This is a genomic window from Lamprocystis purpurea DSM 4197 (assembly GCF_000379525.1).
GTDB lineage: Bacteria > Pseudomonadota > Gammaproteobacteria > Chromatiales > Chromatiaceae > Thiodictyon > Thiodictyon purpureum.
The window spans coordinates 109297-124847 of record NZ_KB902362.1; the positions used below are offsets into that span (position 1 = coordinate 109297).

A 15551-nucleotide genomic window follows, 5' to 3' on the forward strand; every position below is an offset into this window, starting at 1 on the left:
ACAACCGTGAATCCGGCCTGGTGTCCCAGTCGGCTCGATATCGACGGCCCCGATGGTTTCCCGCGTATTGTACGGTAATGGACTCCGAAACGCCGTACCGCAAGCACGGCCGACCGGCTGCGCCAAATTATGCGAAAATCCGGTCGGCAGCCGCGGTGTCGCGGCCCCGACCCTAGCGACCGCGCCCCGATGGCGCGGTTCTTCCGCCGTTCAACACGTAGTCGTCTTCGATGGCGATGGCTGCTGTTGAACGCCCCGCTCCAGGATACCCGATGAAAGATCCCGCGAACCCCGAGAACGGCTCCCTGGATGACTGGCAGTTGGCGATCCGCGTGGTTGCCATGCCGGCGGACACCAATGCCTACGGCGATATCTTCGGCGGCTGGATCATGTCGCAGGCGGACATCGCCGGCAGTACCATCGCCATACAGCTCGCCCAGGGGCGGGTAGCGACCGTCGCGGTGAAAGAGTTCCGCTTTCTCGCCCCGGTGCTGGTCGGTGACCTGACCGAGCTGTTTGCACGATTGGAGCGTACCGGCAACACGTCGATCAGCGTCGAGGTTGACGTTTGGGCGCAAGGCGAACCCGACCCAGGCAGTCGGCGTCATGTCGCACACGCAGTGTTTGTATACGTCGCGGTTGATGCCGATGGTCGGCCGCGGCAACTCGCGCAACCGGCTACGATCACTACCTGATTAGCGTTGGCAAGGGCTCGGGCCGTCGTGTGGTGCACGGTTGGAGGTGGAGCGCCGGGTCCATGAATCCCATGAGAAATGCATCATTGTTTCAGATGCGGCCGGCCCATAGTCACACAAGACGGCCGTTTTCGGGTTGACGGCTTCCGGTCTCCAACCGGACTGGAGGACCGGATAACCACTTTGTACGATGGAAGACTACCTGGGCGTTCTCAGCGGCGGCGCGGACCCCTGGGTCTTGGCGTTCTTTGTAGGAATCGGCTCGGTGTTGGCAATCACTGTTTTCGTCACGAGCGCGGTGTCGGTTCCGTTGATCATCGATCGCGATCAGGATCCGCTCAGTGCCATTCGCACCAGCGCGCGTGCCGTGGGCCGCAACTGGCCAGCCATGAGTCTCTGGGCCGCGCTGATCGTGATCCTCACCGCGGTTGGTGTCGCGACCTTTGGGGTTGGGCTGGTGGTCTTGTTCCCCGTCCTGGGTTATGCCACCTGGCACAGCTATCGCGACTTGGTTGCCTGAGGACACCGCGCGACCTCAGGTTTCCCGTGCCCCGTGGCGGGGCCGGGGAATCACTGCTGTAGAGCCGGGGTGTCGCCAGGTATACCCGACATACCGGATACCGTCGGCTTCTTGTTGTCGAAGGTTGGCCGGATCCGCGACACCCCGGCTGGGTCGGAACACGGATACCCGTTATCTGAGGAACGCATACAGTAAATTTTCCGGGTCGATCGTCGTTTCGTCGGAAACTGTTTTGAAGAACTGGCAGAAGGCCCTATGCTTCACGCCCGGTTCTGGATTCCGGAAAAACATGATTGACTTACACGCACACATCCTGCCTGGTATCGACGACGGGGCACCTGACTTGGCGACCGCGCTGGCCATGGCACGCATCGCCGCGGCGGATGGGATCGAGGTCATGGCCTGTACGCCGCATATCTACCCTGGGATGTACGAAAATTGTGGCCCTGGGATCCGTCAGGCGGTTGCCGCACTCCAAGCCGACCTGGACGAGGCCGGGATCGCGCTGCGCTTGACGCTTGGGGCCGACACCCATATCGCCCCCGATCTGGTCACGGGTTTGCGCTCCGGCCGGGTGCCGACCCTGAACGACAGTCGCTATTTTCTGCTTGAGCCGCCCCATCACGTGGCCCCGCCGCGGCTTGAAGAGACCGTATTCAATTTGCTGACTGCTGGCTATATCCCCGTCATCACCCATCCGGAGCGCTTGAGCTGGATCGAGGATCAGTACCAGGTTTTCGTTGAATTGGCGCATAAGGGGGCCTGGCTGCAGGTGACGGCCGGGAGCCTGACGGGTCGTTTCGGCGCGGCCGCCCGCTACTGGGGCGAGCGTCTGCTCGACGAGGGCTGGGTTCATATTCTGGCGACCGACGCGCATGGTGCCAACCGCCGCCCACCCTTGCTGGCCGAGGGTCGGCGCGCCGCAGAAGCTTGGGTCGGTGCGGACGAGGCTTATCGACTCGTCGATACCCGCCCTCGTGGTATATTGGCGAATGTTGAGCCGGGAAGTCTGATATCAGCCCCAGCGGCGGCCGCGGTCGCACCGACCGCCCGACGCGGCTGGTCGCTGCTCGCCAACTGGTTCGATCGTCGCTGAGTGACCCCGGAAATCGTCATCATGCTGTCGTATGGGTTCCGCTCGGCGACGCGAAGAACTGTGAGGTTAGCGGGTTTGCACAAGAACATCGTGCGCGGTTTCGCATTCTCATCATTCTTGCCCGTGCTGGTCCGCGCACTGTGGTGTGCGCTGGCGCTTGGTCTCGCTGCTTGTGCGGGTCAGCCGTCCGGGGATGCGGCGCTCGATTACGCCTCAGCGAGTTCTCGGGCAGGTGCTGCCGGACTCAATCCGGCCGCGGGCACGCAGGACTATCTGATCGGCCCTCAGGACTTACTGAAGATCGAGGTTTTTGGGATCGAGGCGCTGAACCGCTCGGTGCGGGTCAACTCAACCGGCAGGATCGGCCTGCCGTTGATCGGTATGGTCCAGGCGGGTGGTCTGACCAGCGAGCAACTGGCGGCTGATATCGGCGCGCGGCTCACCCAAGACTATCTGCAAGACCCCCAGGTCATCATCTTCATCGAGGAGTACACCAGCCAGCGGGTGACGGTCGTTGGTGCGGTGAAGAAGCCGGGTGTCTATCCGGTCAAGGGCCGCACGACACTGCTGCAGGTGGTGGCGGGTGCCGAGGGCCCGACCAGTGTGGCGAATATCGGATCGGTCAAGGTCCTGAGGCCCCAACCCGACGGCACCCGCAAGGTCATGCGCTTCGACCTGAAGGCGATCCGCGACGGACGGATCCGCGACCCGGAGATTCGCGGTGAGGATGTGGTTCAGGTCGATAGCTCGGTGGTCAAGGATAGCGTCAAACAGGCATTCGAATTCGTTCTTCCATTCTGGGTCCTTGGCAGCCTGCTCTGAGTCGACCGCTGTTTCAATTATTCCGCACGCGTCCTGTCCTGATTTGAATCGGAAGTCTTTATGAACGCGCCCGACATGTCTATCCCGGCGGATCCCGCCCGGCCGCCGCAGGGCCACGCCCTGATCGAACGCCAGTCCGGTGTTCCCATTCCGGCTCCGCCTGCTCCGCCTCCTGGCTACGAGGAAGAGTCGGACAGTGACGGTCTCGACCTGCGCGAACTGTGGCAGGTGGTGCTCAAGCGTCGCTGGACCATCATCGTCTTCACCGCGATCGTCGTCGTGGCGGCGGTGACAGCGACCTATCTGATGACGCCCATCTACCGCGCCAGTCTGACCCTGCAGATCGACCGCGAAGACATCAAGGTGACCAAGATCGAGGACGTGGCGCCGGTCGACGCCTCCACCGGCGGCCAGGATTATCTTCAGACTCAGTATGAACTGCTCAAGAGCCGCAGCCTGGCCCAGCGGGTGATCGAGCAGATGGGCTTGGCCGATCAACCGGCAGAACCGCCGCCGCCGTCGATGATGCAGCAGGTCAAGGCCTGGGTGGTCGCCTGGCTGCCGGGTGGTGGGGTCAGTCAGGACGCTGCTGCAGCGCGTGAGCCGGCGGATGCGGCGGCAGACGGCAACCGGATCGAGGGCGTCATCTCCGGCTTCCTTGGCGGCTTGACTATCGAGCCGGTACGCAATTCGCGCTTGGTGCGGCTGCATTACAACAGCCCGGACCCCAAGCTGGCCGCCGCCATCCTGAATAACCTGGCCAAGAGCTATATCAACCTGAACCTGGAGCGGCGTTTCGATGCCACCACCTACGCGCGCAACTTCCTGCAGGAACGCTTGCAGCAGGTCAAGGCCAAGCTGGAGGAGTCTGAACGGGAGTTGGTCGAGTTGTCCCGCCGGGAAGAGATCATCTCCGTCGACCAGAAAGAGAGCGTCATCACCGGTAACCTCACGGCTGCCAGCGCTGCTTTGATCGAGGCCGGCAAGCAGCGGATGGGGGCTGAATCGGTTTACCGGCAAATGCTCGGCACCCGCGGCCAGGGTCTGACACAGGTGCTCGAGAGCAAGATCATCCAGGATCTCAAACAAACAAAGGCCAAGCTGGAGGCGGAGTATCAGGAGAATCTGAGCACCTACAAGCCGGCCTATCCGACCATGGTGCAGTTGCGCGGCCAGATCAAACAGGTCGACGCCATGATCAATGAGGAGGTCGGCAACATTCGGGCGGCGATCACATCCAACTACGAGGCGGCCAAGGCCGAGGAGGCAATGCTGCGCGCCAACCTCGATAAGATGAAGCAGGAAGTGCTGTCGCTGCAGGGGCGCAGCATTCCGCTCAACATCCTGCGCCGTGAGGCGGACACCAACCGCCAACTCTACGACGGTCTCTTGCAGCGCTACAAGGAAGTGGGGGTGGCCGCCGGGGTCGGCACCAACAACATCTCGGTGGTGGACGAGGCCAAGGTTCCAGCCGGTCCATACAAGCCCAGTCTGCGCCAGAACGCGTTGTTGGCACTGGTGCTCGGCTTGCTGGGCGGCGTCGGTCTGGCCTTCCTGTTCGAGCATCTGGACGACACCTTCCGTCGGCCGGAGGAGTTGGAGCGGCTGCTGGATCTCCCGCTGCTGGGCGTGATTCCCAAGACGCCCCTGGAGCCTGGCGACGACCGTGCGATCGCCCTGATCGGTCACGATGACCCGCGTTCGGCCTTCGCCGAGGCGTATCGGTCGGTGCGGACCGCCCTGCAATTCTCCACCGCGAGCGGTGTGCCCCGACTGCTGACCGTCACCAGCGCGATGACCGGCGAAGGCAAGTCCACCACCGCGCTCAGTCTGGCGATTCAGTTCGCCCAAGCCGGCAAACAGACCCTGCTGATCGAGGCCGATCTGCGCAAGCCATCGATTCACCGCATGTTGCGGCTGGATAATCAGACCGGGCTGACCAACTACCTGGCGGGCGGGGAGGCACAGCCGGTCGAGATCACCCGGCCCACCCATATCCCCAACCTGTTCGCCATCCCGTCTGGTCCCTTACCGCCCAATCCTGCTGAACTCCTGTCTTCGGCGCGGATGGTCGAGTTGCTGGCCCTGGCCGCCGGGAAATTCGACCAGGTGATCGTGGACAGTCCGCCGCTGCTCGGGCTGGCCGACGCCCTGATCATCGGCAACCTGTGCGAGGGCACCCTGTTAACCATTGAGATGGCCAGCACGCCGCGCGGCTATGTGCAGGGCGCGGTGAAGCGGCTGCGCGGGGCGCGCGTACCGCTGCTCGGTACTATTCTGACCAAGCTGGAAGCGCGGGCCGGCGCCTACGGTTATTACCGAAGCTATTATTATTATTATCATCACTCCGGTTACTACGGCGATACCGGGGGTGCCGAGGCGAAGCGGTTACCGGGTTAAGGCGATCAGACCATGTCCGCCGACATTGCCGATCTCGCGCTGGCGTGCTATCGGACGCCGCTGGCGTATCAAGACCAGTTGGCGCCGTCCGCGCCGCTGCCGCCTGATATGGACCGGTTGTTGGCGCTGGCCAACGGGTCCGGGTCGACACTCGATGACGCCGCCCGGCAAGTTGGTGCCCGACCCGATGAGATGCGTGAGGCCGCGCGGTTCCTGGTGCAACGACTCTGCTTTGGTCGCGGCGCCAATCATTACCGCGTCCTGGGCCTGGCCCCGGACGCGCCGCTGGAGCAAGTCAAGGAACACCATCGGCGGTTGATGTGGCTGTTTCATCCCGATCGTATCGCCGGCCGCGCGAGCTGGACCGAGGGCTATGCGGCACGCGTCAATGAGGCCTGGGCCGTGCTGTCCCACCCCGAGTCACGGGCCCGCTACGATGCCCGGTTGCTTCAGTCGAAGTCCCCGCCGGCCGCGGAGGCCGTCGGTGCCTGGTCGGCACCCCGGCCGTTGGTTCCGGTCGGAAGCGGTCGATTGCGGGCCGGGCGCCGAATCCGTCAGCGTCGTCCGATCTGGCGACGCTGGCTGCCCCTGGCCGTGCTGGGAGGCTGTGCACTGGGTGCCGCACTGTTGATCGGGACCATCCAGCTCAGCCTGCCGTCGAGCGCGCCGCAGCTCTATGCCCCCGCTGTCGGAAACGGCACATCCTCGCCGCCGCCTGACCTGTCGGCCCAACTGGCGGGGCTTGAGCAGGCACGGGATCAGCGTATCGCGGCACTGTCGTCGGACCGGCAGCCCCGACCGGCGGAGTTGTCGGCGGCACCGGTGGTGGTCGCAGCGGCTGGCGCAGCGCCGGCAGCGCCGGCAGCGCAGAAAACTGCCGGGTTATCGCCTTCTGCTGTAGAGCCGGAGTCGGTTTCGCCGGTTAGCGCCGCGGCGCCGCTGTTGCCGCCGCCGATGCAACTTGCTGGACTGGCGCAGACGCTGCAACGCGACCCCGGGGCGCCGGTTCAAGAAAACAGCACCGGACTCGCGTTAGCCGTGTCGATTCCGTCCGCGCCGGCGTCGCAGGGCGTGCCGACGCTCGCGAACCCGAGCGCGCCTGCCGGTCCGGCGCCGACTCCCCAGTCGACGCCGGAGCCCATCCCGGCGGCGGTGAAACTGACCGATCGCGAGGTGCAGACCCTGATTGATCGCTATACCGATGCTTACCGCCGGGGCGACCTGAACGGTGTGATGGTCCTGTTTGCGCCCGGTGCACGCGGTAAGGGCGGCAGCGACCGCAGCAGCGTCCGGCGGGACTACGGGAGTCTGTTCGCGGCATTCCTGATCCGGCGGCTCCAATTGAACGGGCTGAAGTGGAGCTTGCGCGGCGGCCGGGCCAAGGTCTCTGCCCGTTACGAGCTCTGGCTGCGGGGACGCGGCGATGGCCAACAGACTCAGTGGACGGGCAACATCCATTTCAAGTTGCGCAAGCACCAAGGGCAGGTGATGATCGATGCCATTGATTACGATTGGCCGAGTCCGGCCAGGGGCTAACGGATGACGCGGCTCTCCGGGAGGGCAATGGTCCTGGGTGGTCTGTGCTTGCTGGCTGGGCTGCTCAGTTGGCGGATCCTGGTCGTCGGGTTGGCCGCGCATTACGCCGCGCTGGACACGCCGGATGCCGCCGCCGCCGCATTAGGTTGGCGCGCCGACCACCCGGCGGCGCTTTTTCAACGTGGTGAAGCCTTGGCCGCGCGCGAGCCGGCGGTTGCCACAACCCTGTTCCAGGCGTCGGTGTGGAACGATCCGACCAACGCGCTGACCTATCTGGCACTGGCGGAGCTTTGGGCGGCCGCCGGACGGCTGCCCGATGCGATTGCGCTGGCGGAGGTTGCAGACGCGTTGGGACCAATGCGCAGTCCGGCCCTGTCGCGATCGGCCGCGTTCTGGTTTGCACAGGGCCGGCCGGAGCTTGGGATCGAGCGCTGGAGTATCCTGCTGCGGACTCAGCCCGGGACCGCAGGTCAGTTGTTCCCGGTCTTACTGCGACTCGCCGATGAACCCGTTACCCGCGTTCTGTTGTTGCCGCTGCTGGATCAGCCGCCGGAGTGGTGGGATGGATTCTTTGCCTATGCGGCGACGCATGCCCCGCGGCCGGACCCGGTGATATTCCTGTATAATGGGCGCAACCGAAGGGGCGCCTTGCCGTCGCCGGTTGAGCAGCGTGTGTATTTGGATCGTCTGTGGAAGGATGGTCGTTGGACAGACGTCTATCTCGCCTGGGTGGGTGGCTTGGGCGAACGAGGGCTGGAGGTGCAGGGCCTAATCTATAACGGCGGTTTTGAGTTGCCGCCCACCGCAATGGGCTTCGATTGGCGGATCACGCCGACGCGCGGGGTCACGGTCGAGACGACCGAGACCTTTGGTTCCGGCGGGAGTCGCTCCCTCCATGTGGTGTTCGAAGGTCGAGGCCCGCGTTTTCAGAATGTCTATCAGCCACTGTATCTGGAGCCGGGCGGCTACCAACTCCGGGGCCGGGTGCGGACCGACGGGGTGCCCCCGCGGCAGGGTTTGCGTTGGGCGGTGCGCTGCAATCGGTCGGGTGCCGAACCCTTGGCCGCGACCTTGCCCTTCGGCGGCAAGGATGATTGGCAGGCGTTCACCCTGAATTTTGAGGTCCCGCCGTCGGAGTGTCAGGTCCAGATGCTGCGTTTGGAGCAGGAGGATCAGGTCGGCGAGCGGTGGGACGGTCAGGGCGGGATCTGGTTCGACGATCTGACGATCCGCCGCGGCACCTAGACCGCGCCCAGTGCGGTAGGCGCTGTTCGTGGATGGAATCGGCCTCGGCAGACTCGACGATTGCAGAATCTGGCGCGGTTTAAACGTTTTCCGATGTGTTAGCATTAAGATATGAAAGTCCGGCTGTGGGCTGTGTTGTCCCAGTGTCAAAATCAACATCTGCGCGGTCGTGCGAGGTCCCAAGTCATGAGAACACGGTACACGAGTATTGGTCTGGCGCTGACGCTTGCGGGTTACGTCGCTGTCGCGGCGAGTGCTGCGAGTCCCTCGGCGACGATCAAACAACTGCAAGGGCGGGTTTTTGTCGGTCAGGACACGTCGATGGGGCTGGCGCAGGACGCCATGCCGCTCTACGCCGGTAACCGCGTGGTCGCGGTTGCCGGGGGAGCGGTGCAGGTTGTTTATGAGGACGGATGCACTGTCGTCATGCCGGAAAATAGCATTCTTGCGATCGGTGATGCCGATCAGTGTCGTTCCGGTCGGTCAGTGGTCCGGAGTACCGCTGCATTTTCCGGACAGCCGATCGGTCAGGCCTTTGAAGGATTCGGCAACAGCAAACCTGACGATAAGAAGAAGCGTCGCAAGGCTGGCGCTTGGTACGGCAGCGGTGGAGCGGGCGCCGGCGCCGGCGGTGAAGCGGGCGTCGGCGCGGGTGCTGCGGCCGGCGGCGGAGCGGGTGCTGGTGCTGGTGCTGGTGCTGGCGCGGCTGGGACCGCTGGTGCGGCCGGAGCGGCCGGGGCGGTTGCCGGCGGCCTAGGTACGGTGGGCTCTGCTTTTGTGGCCGCAGGCGCAGCGGTGGGGTTGGGCGCAATCGGTACCGCTGTTGTCGCAGTTGCTTTAGTCGCTGGCGTCGCGGTCGCAGTATCGGAATCGAGGAGACAAGAGGATGGACCTACCAGTACCGGAGGGTGAGCCTGCCGGCGATTAATCCGAAACGGCGAACTGACCTCTGATGGTCGTGAAGGAATCCGACGGCGCCGCGGTGCCCGGCGCGGCGATGCTATTTGCACTCGCCGCGTTGATGGTGTTCGCCGCGCTGTTTCTCGGGGCCAGTCGGCGGCCGTTGCCGATGATGATTGCGGAACTGGTGGCGCTGGCATTGCTCGTCAGCGTCCTGCTTCCCTGGCGGGCTCCGATGCACCGCGCGGCGCCCGTTTCCGGTGCTGGTCGACCGCTATCCAGGCCGTTGCAGAGCTTCCTGATCTTGTTGTCGTTGGTGCCGCTGATTCAGTTATTGCCGGTCACGATGGGTCTCTGGGCGGAACTGCCAGGGCGTGCGTTCTATGCCGAGTCGATCCGCTTGGCAAACGGCAACAGCAGCGGTCTCGATTGGCGAGCGATTTCGCTCATCCCGAGTGCAACCGAGGCCGCCTGGTTGGCGCTGTTGCCGCCGCTGGCGGTCTTTGTGGTTGCCCTGCGACTCGACCGGGAGCGGTTGCTGATCCTGGTCTTGGTCTTCCTGGGGATCGCCACCCTGCAGGCACTGTTGGGGTTGGCTCAATACGGCAGCGCCGCGCAGACCGACAGTGCTTTAGGGACTTACCTCAATCGAAACCACTTGGCCGGCCTGCTGGAGATGGCGCTGCCGGTGAGCTTGGCGCTGCTCGCGGCCACGGTCGGGCATACCCGACCCCCGCATGCCGCGGGGCGCCACGGCCGGCGCAAGCGGACATTTCGGCAGTGGGTGGCGCGCTTCAGCGTGACGCGAATCAACCAGGCCGCGGCCTTGGGAGCGGTGTCGTTGGCGATTCTGCTGGGTCTGATCTTTACGCGCTCACGCGCTGGGGTGACCTTGGCGATGGTCGGCATCCTGCTGTCCACCCTGATGTTTTCCTATCGGTTGGGCGGACGTAACACCTACGGGTTGATTGGTACCTTTACCGCCGTCGGGGTCGGAACGGCCAGCCTGATCGGCTTGGTGCCGGTTTGGAGTCGGTTTACCTATACGGACCCGTTCGAGGACGGGCGCTGGAAAATCTTCGATGCCACGGTGCGTGCAATCGGTGAGTTCTTTCCGCTCGGGAGTGGTGCCGGGACTTTCGTCGAGGTGTTGCGGCGGTTCCATCCGGCCAGTTTTCCGGGGGTGACCATCAACCGCGCTCACAATGACTATCTGGAATGGCTGTTGGAGTTCGGGTTGATTGCCGGTGTGCTGATCCTGGTCTGGCTGCTGTTCTATGTGCGACAGTGGGGGCGGGTCTGGAAACGCGGGGACTGGACGATCTGGCGATTCGCCCAGGCCGGCGCGGGCATCGCGCTGCTGCTGATGATGCTGCACACCTTGGTTGACTACAACCTGCGGACCCCGGCGAACGCGGTGGCCACGGCCTTGGTAGCGGCGGTGTTTTTCCATCGCACGCGCAGCGACGAGGGGCGCCGCGACCGCAAGCAAAGGGCCTCCGCGGCAGGCGCTGCCGCGCCGCAGCCGGACTACCGTATCCCGCCGGAGAATCAGAGCAATCCGTTCGGGGCTTGAGACACGCCGGTAGCCTTCGACGAATCGTCCGGCTGGACTCGACACTGCCCAATCGAGGAGCGACCACATGAATGTGTCCTTTGTCACGCTATATTGGTTAGTGCCGGCCGTTTTCATATTGATCGCCAGTCTGATCGCCATGCTCCATCGGCCGGCCGCGGCACTGGGATGGGTCGACCACCCGTCCACCCGTAAGCATCACCGCCACCCGGTACCGCTGGTCGGCGGGGTGGCGATGTGCGCCGCTTTTTGCCTCGGTGTGCTGCTGTTGCCGGTCAAACCCGCGGATTGGCCGTTCCTGCTGACCGGCATGACACTGCTGACTTTGGTTGGTCTCTACGACGATCTCCACTCCAGTCGTCCGACGACGCGGTTCCTGTTTCAGGCAATTGCCGTCTTGTTGATGGCCTTCGGCAGTCATGTGGTCCTGGGGGATCTCGGCGATCTGTTCGGTCTGGGCCAGGTCCGGCTTGGCTGGGCCGCGGCGCTGTTCACACTGATCGGCGTGATCGGGGTGATCAACGCCTTTAACATGATCGACGGGCTGGATGGTCTGGCGGGTGGGACCGGCTTCGTGGTCACCGGGTGGCTGATCGTGCTCTGCCTGAGCGCTCCGGCGGCCAATGCCGGCGCTCTTGGTGCACTGCTGGTATTGGCCGCGGCCATCGCCGGTTTTCTGGTCTACAACCTCCGGCATCCGTGGCGTGTTCACGCCACCGTCTTCATGGGTGATGCGGGCAGTACCATGCTCGGCTTTGTGCTGAGCTGGTTTCTGATCCATTTGTCGCAGGGAGAGCAGGCGCTCATGGCGCCGATCACCGCCGTGTGGATCATGGCTCTGCCGTTGTTGGATACGGTCACGGTCATCATCCGCCGTATCGGTGACGGCCGCAGCCCCTTCGCTGCCGATCGACAGCACCTGCATCATCTGCTGCTCGGCCGCGGTTTCAGCGATGGCCGGGTGACTGCCATCTTGCTGGGCATGACCGCCGCCACGGGCGGTCTGGGCGTCCTGGCCGATTGGCTGGGTATGCCCGAGGCGCTGCGGTTCTACGCCTTTGTCGGTGTCTTCCTGCTGTATTACCGGTTCACGACCGGCTTGCTGAGCCGACAGCCGATCACTCCCCGTCCTGGCCGTGAGCGCCGCTGGTCACCGGAGGTCACGGATGAGTCCGAATCGACAGATCATCGGCTCGCGCCCTAGTGTCGGGCGCGTGGGTCCTGGCCCTGCTGGCCCCGCCGCTGTTCAGCGCCTGCACAACGCGGCCTGCGCCGCCGATGACCCCCGACGCGGCCCTGCTCCAAGTGAATGCCGCCGTCAACCGTCAGGCGAAACCCTGTCCGCGCGACAGTTGTCTTGACCAGTGGCCCGCGGTTGCCGATCTGCCGCGACTGGACTACTGGGACTGCAAGGCGTATGCCGTCGCCAAGGCGGATCGGCTGATCCGCCGGCACGGCTATGCGCCGACCCGGCTGGAGTATCTGCTGATCGCCGGTGCGCCGCTGCGCGTCACCCATGCGGCCCTGCTGGTTGACGGCCGCTGGGTCCTGGATCTGGGGCTGCGCTGCCAGGTGTGCACACTTGAGCGCTTCGTCGCCGGGGTCGAGGTCACCGGGCGGTTGCCGGTCAGCGATCTGCCGATGCTGATGAAGGCGCTGAGTTCGGATCCCTGACCCGGACGCCCGCGACGCGTTCCATCAACCAGTTCCAGGCCGCCTGCTCGCGCGGGCCCGCGGTCTTCTCGATCGCAATGCGCAAGTAATCGATCTCCGCAGCGATCTTCCCGGCCGGCAAGCGGTCGAGGCGGCTGACCAGGATCGCCAGTTCCACCACCGCGGCCTGGGCCCGGTTGAAACCCTGAAAAGGTCGGTGGGTCGCCTCGAAGACCGGACGGCAGAGCAGACGCGGGCGCACCGGGTCGTCTTCAATCTGCTCCAACTCAAGTTCGGTATGGGCCAGGACCTCCGCGAGGCGCGGCGCCGGGACGCGCGCCGCCGCGGCCAGGGGCCAGTCCCGCCGTCCGGTGAGACAGCCGGCGAAGACGCGGACATCATCGGTGTAGTTCACGACGGCACATCCACTCGCGACCAGATTGTCCAGGGTGACGGAGGGCCGGAAGGGGGCAATAACGATGGTCTCCCCGTGCCGACGGATGCCCATGGGGGCGATATGGACCCGGCCTGCCGGGTGTCGGGTCGTGACGATGACTTCCTGGATCAGGGCCTCAGTTGCGTTCATTGGTGGACGCTGTCTCCGGTTTTTCATCCGCCGAACGCGGGGCTTGCCGGTGTCGGGTCGTCCCGCGCCTCGCATCGCCGACCGGATCGGACCCTGCCGGCGGCACCGTGCAGCCCCATTGCAGCGGCTGGTCCTGGACATAGCGCTTGCCGAGTTGCAGGGCGATCTGGGCGCGCGCCAGTTCGACGCCGAGATAAAAGGCATGACCCGCATCGTGCTCGACCCCCAGCAGCGGATAGAAGGCGAAGGGGTCGGTGTCGGTGTGGAAGCCATCCCGGTTGAAGCAATGGATGCCCGCTTCACTCACCTGGATGCGGAAGTTCGGGTCGCGGACGGCGGCCGCCAGTGCCTGGATTTCATCGGGGCGATAGGGGAAGGGGCTGCGCTCGTGGACCGCGGTCAGGCCGCCATCGATCGCCTTGGGCAGACTCCCCTCCCGGCGCGCCCAGTGCATGATGCGGCGCGCCCGATCCGCTTCGCGGATGGCGCTGCGGCAGTGTGGACTCACCTGGGTCGTCAGGATGTTGCCGATCGCCAACTCGGAGATCAGCCCCATCAGCAGGGCATTGATGCCGGTGGTGTCGGCCTCGGTGAGTTCGGTCAGGTTGCCGATGCCCATCATGATCTCGGCCCGCGGGTGGGCGTGCCGCAGGCGGTGATAGCGCACCAGCGAGTCGGCGAAGCCGAAATGGATGGGGTCCAGCACGGGATCGGCAAGATAGGGCCGACCTTGGGCGTCCAGCCGCGCCATGGCCCGCTCCAGGGAGGACAGGTCACCCGGCTGTTGGGGTATGAGCACGGGGCAGGACGCCACTTCCGCGGCGATCCAGAGGCTGTCCTCGGTGAGACTGAGCAGGAAATCGGCCCCGGCACGGCCGCCGCGCAGCAGTTCCGCGGGCTGCATGGAATCGACGCTGACCAGATGGCCGGCCGCTTTGAGCGCAGCTACACTGGCCTCCAAATGGTCGAACGGCGTATCGGGCAGGCAGCCCAGGTCGATCACATCGGCACCGTCGGCCCGGTATCCGGCCGCGCGCTCCAGGATCTGTGCGATGCTCAGGCGCGGGGCCTCGACGATCTCGGCGAAGATGCGCACCAGATAGCCCGACAGGTCCGGCATCCGGCCGGCGCACCCGAGGTAGCGCGGCAGGTCCATCAGTTCGTCCGGGCCGCGCTCCACCGGGATGCCGAAATGCCGACTTAAGGCGGCGAGGTCGCCCCGGCAGCGTCCGGGGATGATGATGCGCTCGGCCTGTTCAGTGTCGGTGAGCCGGCGCCGGATCATCTCCGCGGTCATCAGTGCGGCCACTTTGACCCCGAGTTGGCGCACGGACCAGGTGGTGTCCCCCAGGTCCAGCCCGTCCAGGAGGCGTCGCAATGACGGCTCGGCGAGTTGGCCGGTGAGAAAGAGGATATGACCGCTCATGCGCTGCCGTCCGCCGCCAGCGCCAGGGTCAGCGCATCGAAGGTGTCGACCACGCGGGTATACGCGAAGCCGCGCAGGCGCTCGACATTGTCCAAGTCGATCGGGCGCGGATAGACCATGACCTGGCCGCCCGGCGCTTGCGTCTCCAGGGCCGGGGCGGTATCGCAGGCGAAGACGATGCTTGGAATACGGCACTTGCCGGCCTGGGCGTAGAGGTTGGTCACCAGCGTATCGGAGATCCCGCAGACCATCTTGGCCACGGTGTTCGAGGTTGCGGGGGCCACCACCAACCGCGAGTACCAGCCTTCATAGAGTCGGGCGATCACCGGGGCGCTGGCGGTGTTGTCGCGATAACAGGGAAAGCGCTTGCACAGGGCGGTCTGGTCGATGTCGTACATCGCCAACACCTCCGCGGCCGCGCGGCTGAGGAACAGGTCCAGGTCAGTGCGGCCCTCCAGCAGCGCCAGACACTCTCTGATGTAGTGACCGGAGCCGGTCAGGGCCCAGGCGAGGCGGCGTGTCGCGGTGTTTTTCATGGCCGGGTTGGGTCGATGCACCTGAACAGAGAGGCCGGCGGTCAGCGTTGCGTTTGCTGTTCCCACCAGTCCCGATAGGCCGGGTCCGGCGCCAGGACCTTGGCCGTGGCGCTGGTCAAACGCGTTCCCCGCGTGTCCGTGACGGTCATCTCCAGCTCGATGATGGGACCCTTGATGCGGGTGATCTCAAAATTGACCACCACTTCCTCGTCCGGGAGCACGGGCTTGCGGAAGCGCTCGGGGACGAAGGTGAGCCCGAGTGCGCCGTCGCCTGGAAAACGGGTGCCGAAGATCCCCGAGATGGTGCTCTGAATCAGCCCGCCGGGCACCACAATATCCGTCACCCCCGGAAACCGCCGACGGGCGGCCTCCAGATCGCGGTGGATCGCGTTGGCATCGCCGGTCAGGGCGCAGTAGGTGTCGACCTGGTCGCGGGTGAAACGCAGTCGCTCGGTGCGGCTTTGCCCCACGGTCAACATGGCGGCGGTAAGGCAATCGGTCTTTGGCAGGGAGCTGTTGGTCATTGGCATTTTCTTCAGTGACGAATCAAGAACAAGTGA

At 64.9% G+C, this 15551-nt stretch carries 15 protein-coding genes; 11 read left to right on the forward strand and 4 right to left on the reverse strand.

The features are described 5' to 3' along the window. Positions 1 to 272: 272 nt before the first annotated feature. The 11 genes from A39O_RS0100430 (at position 273) to A39O_RS0100485 (ending at position 12464) form a co-directional block, all read left to right on the forward strand. Positions 273 to 695, forward strand: coding sequence for an acyl-CoA thioesterase (locus tag A39O_RS0100430; protein WP_020502739.1), 423 nt, complete (start codon positions 273 to 275; stop codon positions 693 to 695). A gap of 190 nt (positions 696 to 885) precedes the next feature. Then, positions 886 to 1215, forward strand: coding sequence for a DUF2189 domain-containing protein (locus tag A39O_RS31330; RefSeq protein ID WP_020502740.1), 330 nt, complete (start codon positions 886 to 888; stop codon positions 1213 to 1215). 289 nt (positions 1216 to 1504) lie between these two features. After that, positions 1505 to 2311: a tyrosine-protein phosphatase gene (locus A39O_RS31335; RefSeq protein WP_020502741.1), complete on the forward strand. Its 807-nt coding sequence runs from the start codon at positions 1505 to 1507 to the stop codon at positions 2309 to 2311. A gap of 75 nt (positions 2312 to 2386) precedes the next feature. Then, the gene (locus A39O_RS31340) at positions 2387 to 3133 is read left to right on the forward strand and encodes a polysaccharide biosynthesis/export family protein (RefSeq protein WP_020502742.1); all 747 of its coding nucleotides are present in this window, start codon (positions 2387 to 2389) and stop codon (positions 3131 to 3133) included. Between the two features lie 60 nt (positions 3134 to 3193). Continuing rightward, positions 3194 to 5533: a GumC family protein gene (locus A39O_RS0100455; protein WP_020502743.1), complete on the forward strand. Its 2340-nt coding sequence runs from the start codon at positions 3194 to 3196 to the stop codon at positions 5531 to 5533. Between the two features lie 12 nt (positions 5534 to 5545). Continuing rightward, positions 5546 to 7069: a J domain-containing protein gene (locus tag A39O_RS36040; RefSeq protein WP_026199053.1), complete on the forward strand. Its 1524-nt coding sequence runs from the start codon at positions 5546 to 5548 to the stop codon at positions 7067 to 7069. Between the two features lie 3 nt (positions 7070 to 7072). Beyond that, on the forward strand, positions 7073 to 8314 hold the full coding sequence (locus A39O_RS0100465; protein ID WP_157639535.1) for a tetratricopeptide repeat protein: 1242 nt from the start codon (positions 7073 to 7075) through the stop codon (positions 8312 to 8314). Positions 8315 to 8771: 457 nt separating this feature from the next. Next, positions 8772 to 9071 (forward strand): hypothetical protein, encoded by a 300-nt coding sequence (locus A39O_RS40115; protein WP_157639536.1) that lies wholly within the window; start codon positions 8772 to 8774, stop codon positions 9069 to 9071. 201 nt (positions 9072 to 9272) lie between these two features. Beyond that, positions 9273 to 10790: an O-antigen ligase family protein gene (locus A39O_RS0100475; protein WP_245561676.1), complete on the forward strand. Its 1518-nt coding sequence runs from the start codon at positions 9273 to 9275 to the stop codon at positions 10788 to 10790. A 67-nt stretch (positions 10791 to 10857) separates the two neighbouring features. Then, positions 10858 to 11994, forward strand: a complete 1137-nt coding sequence (locus tag A39O_RS31350) for an MraY family glycosyltransferase (protein ID WP_051088741.1) — start codon at positions 10858 to 10860, stop codon at positions 11992 to 11994. After that, the gene (locus tag A39O_RS0100485) at positions 11994 to 12464 is read left to right on the forward strand and encodes a hypothetical protein (RefSeq protein ID WP_020502748.1); all 471 of its coding nucleotides are present in this window, start codon (positions 11994 to 11996) and stop codon (positions 12462 to 12464) included. The genes A39O_RS31350 and A39O_RS0100485 overlap by 1 nt, the downstream gene beginning before the upstream one ends. Here the strand turns inward: A39O_RS0100485 and A39O_RS0100490 are convergent. From A39O_RS0100490 to A39O_RS0100505, 4 genes are read right to left on the reverse strand one after another with little or no spacing between them, the layout of a single operon-like run. Beyond that, on the reverse strand, positions 12418 to 13029 hold the full coding sequence (locus tag A39O_RS0100490) for a DUF447 domain-containing protein (protein WP_020502749.1): 612 nt from the start codon (positions 13027 to 13029) through the stop codon (positions 12418 to 12420). The two genes, A39O_RS0100485 and A39O_RS0100490, sit on opposite strands and share 47 nt — an antisense overlap. Next, on the reverse strand, positions 13016 to 14455 hold the full coding sequence (locus A39O_RS0100495) for a DUF6513 domain-containing protein (protein WP_020502750.1): 1440 nt from the start codon (positions 14453 to 14455) through the stop codon (positions 13016 to 13018). Before A39O_RS0100495 ends, A39O_RS0100490 begins: the two co-directional genes overlap by 14 nt. Next, the gene (locus tag A39O_RS0100500; protein ID WP_020502751.1) at positions 14452 to 14991 is read right to left on the reverse strand and encodes a flavoprotein; all 540 of its coding nucleotides are present in this window, start codon (positions 14989 to 14991) and stop codon (positions 14452 to 14454) included. The genes A39O_RS0100495 and A39O_RS0100500 overlap by 4 nt, the downstream gene beginning before the upstream one ends. A gap of 41 nt (positions 14992 to 15032) precedes the next feature. After that, positions 15033 to 15515 (reverse strand): MaoC/PaaZ C-terminal domain-containing protein, encoded by a 483-nt coding sequence (locus A39O_RS0100505; RefSeq protein ID WP_020502752.1) that lies wholly within the window; start codon positions 15513 to 15515, stop codon positions 15033 to 15035. Positions 15516 to 15551 lie beyond the last annotated feature (36 nt).

Bases quoted from the DNA above. Each gene is read 5' to 3' on its own strand.
- A39O_RS31335 (WP_020502741.1), top strand. From the start codon at position 1,505: ATGATTGACTTACACGCACACATCCTGCCTGGTATCGACGACGGGGCA.
- A39O_RS0100490 (WP_020502749.1), bottom strand. From the start codon at position 13,029: ATGAACGCAACTGAGGCCCTGATCCAGGAAGTCATCGTCACGACCCGA.
- A39O_RS40115 (WP_157639536.1), top strand. From the start codon at position 8,772: ATGCCGATCAGTGTCGTTCCGGTCGGTCAGTGGTCCGGAGTACCGCTG.
- A39O_RS0100505 (WP_020502752.1), bottom strand. From the start codon at position 15,515: ATGACCAACAGCTCCCTGCCAAAGACCGATTGCCTTACCGCCGCCATG.
- A39O_RS0100495 (WP_020502750.1), bottom strand. From the start codon at position 14,455: ATGAGCGGTCATATCCTCTTTCTCACCGGCCAACTCGCCGAGCCGTCA.
- A39O_RS31330 (WP_020502740.1), top strand. From the start codon at position 886: ATGGAAGACTACCTGGGCGTTCTCAGCGGCGGCGCGGACCCCTGGGTC.
- A39O_RS31350 (WP_051088741.1), top strand. From the start codon at position 10,858: ATGAATGTGTCCTTTGTCACGCTATATTGGTTAGTGCCGGCCGTTTTC.
- A39O_RS0100430 (WP_020502739.1), top strand. From the start codon at position 273: ATGAAAGATCCCGCGAACCCCGAGAACGGCTCCCTGGATGACTGGCAG.
- A39O_RS0100455 (WP_020502743.1), top strand. From the start codon at position 3,194: ATGAACGCGCCCGACATGTCTATCCCGGCGGATCCCGCCCGGCCGCCG.
- A39O_RS36040 (WP_026199053.1), top strand. From the start codon at position 5,546: ATGTCCGCCGACATTGCCGATCTCGCGCTGGCGTGCTATCGGACGCCG.
- A39O_RS0100465 (WP_157639535.1), top strand. From the start codon at position 7,073: ATGACGCGGCTCTCCGGGAGGGCAATGGTCCTGGGTGGTCTGTGCTTG.
- A39O_RS0100500 (WP_020502751.1), bottom strand. From the start codon at position 14,991: ATGAAAAACACCGCGACACGCCGCCTCGCCTGGGCCCTGACCGGCTCC.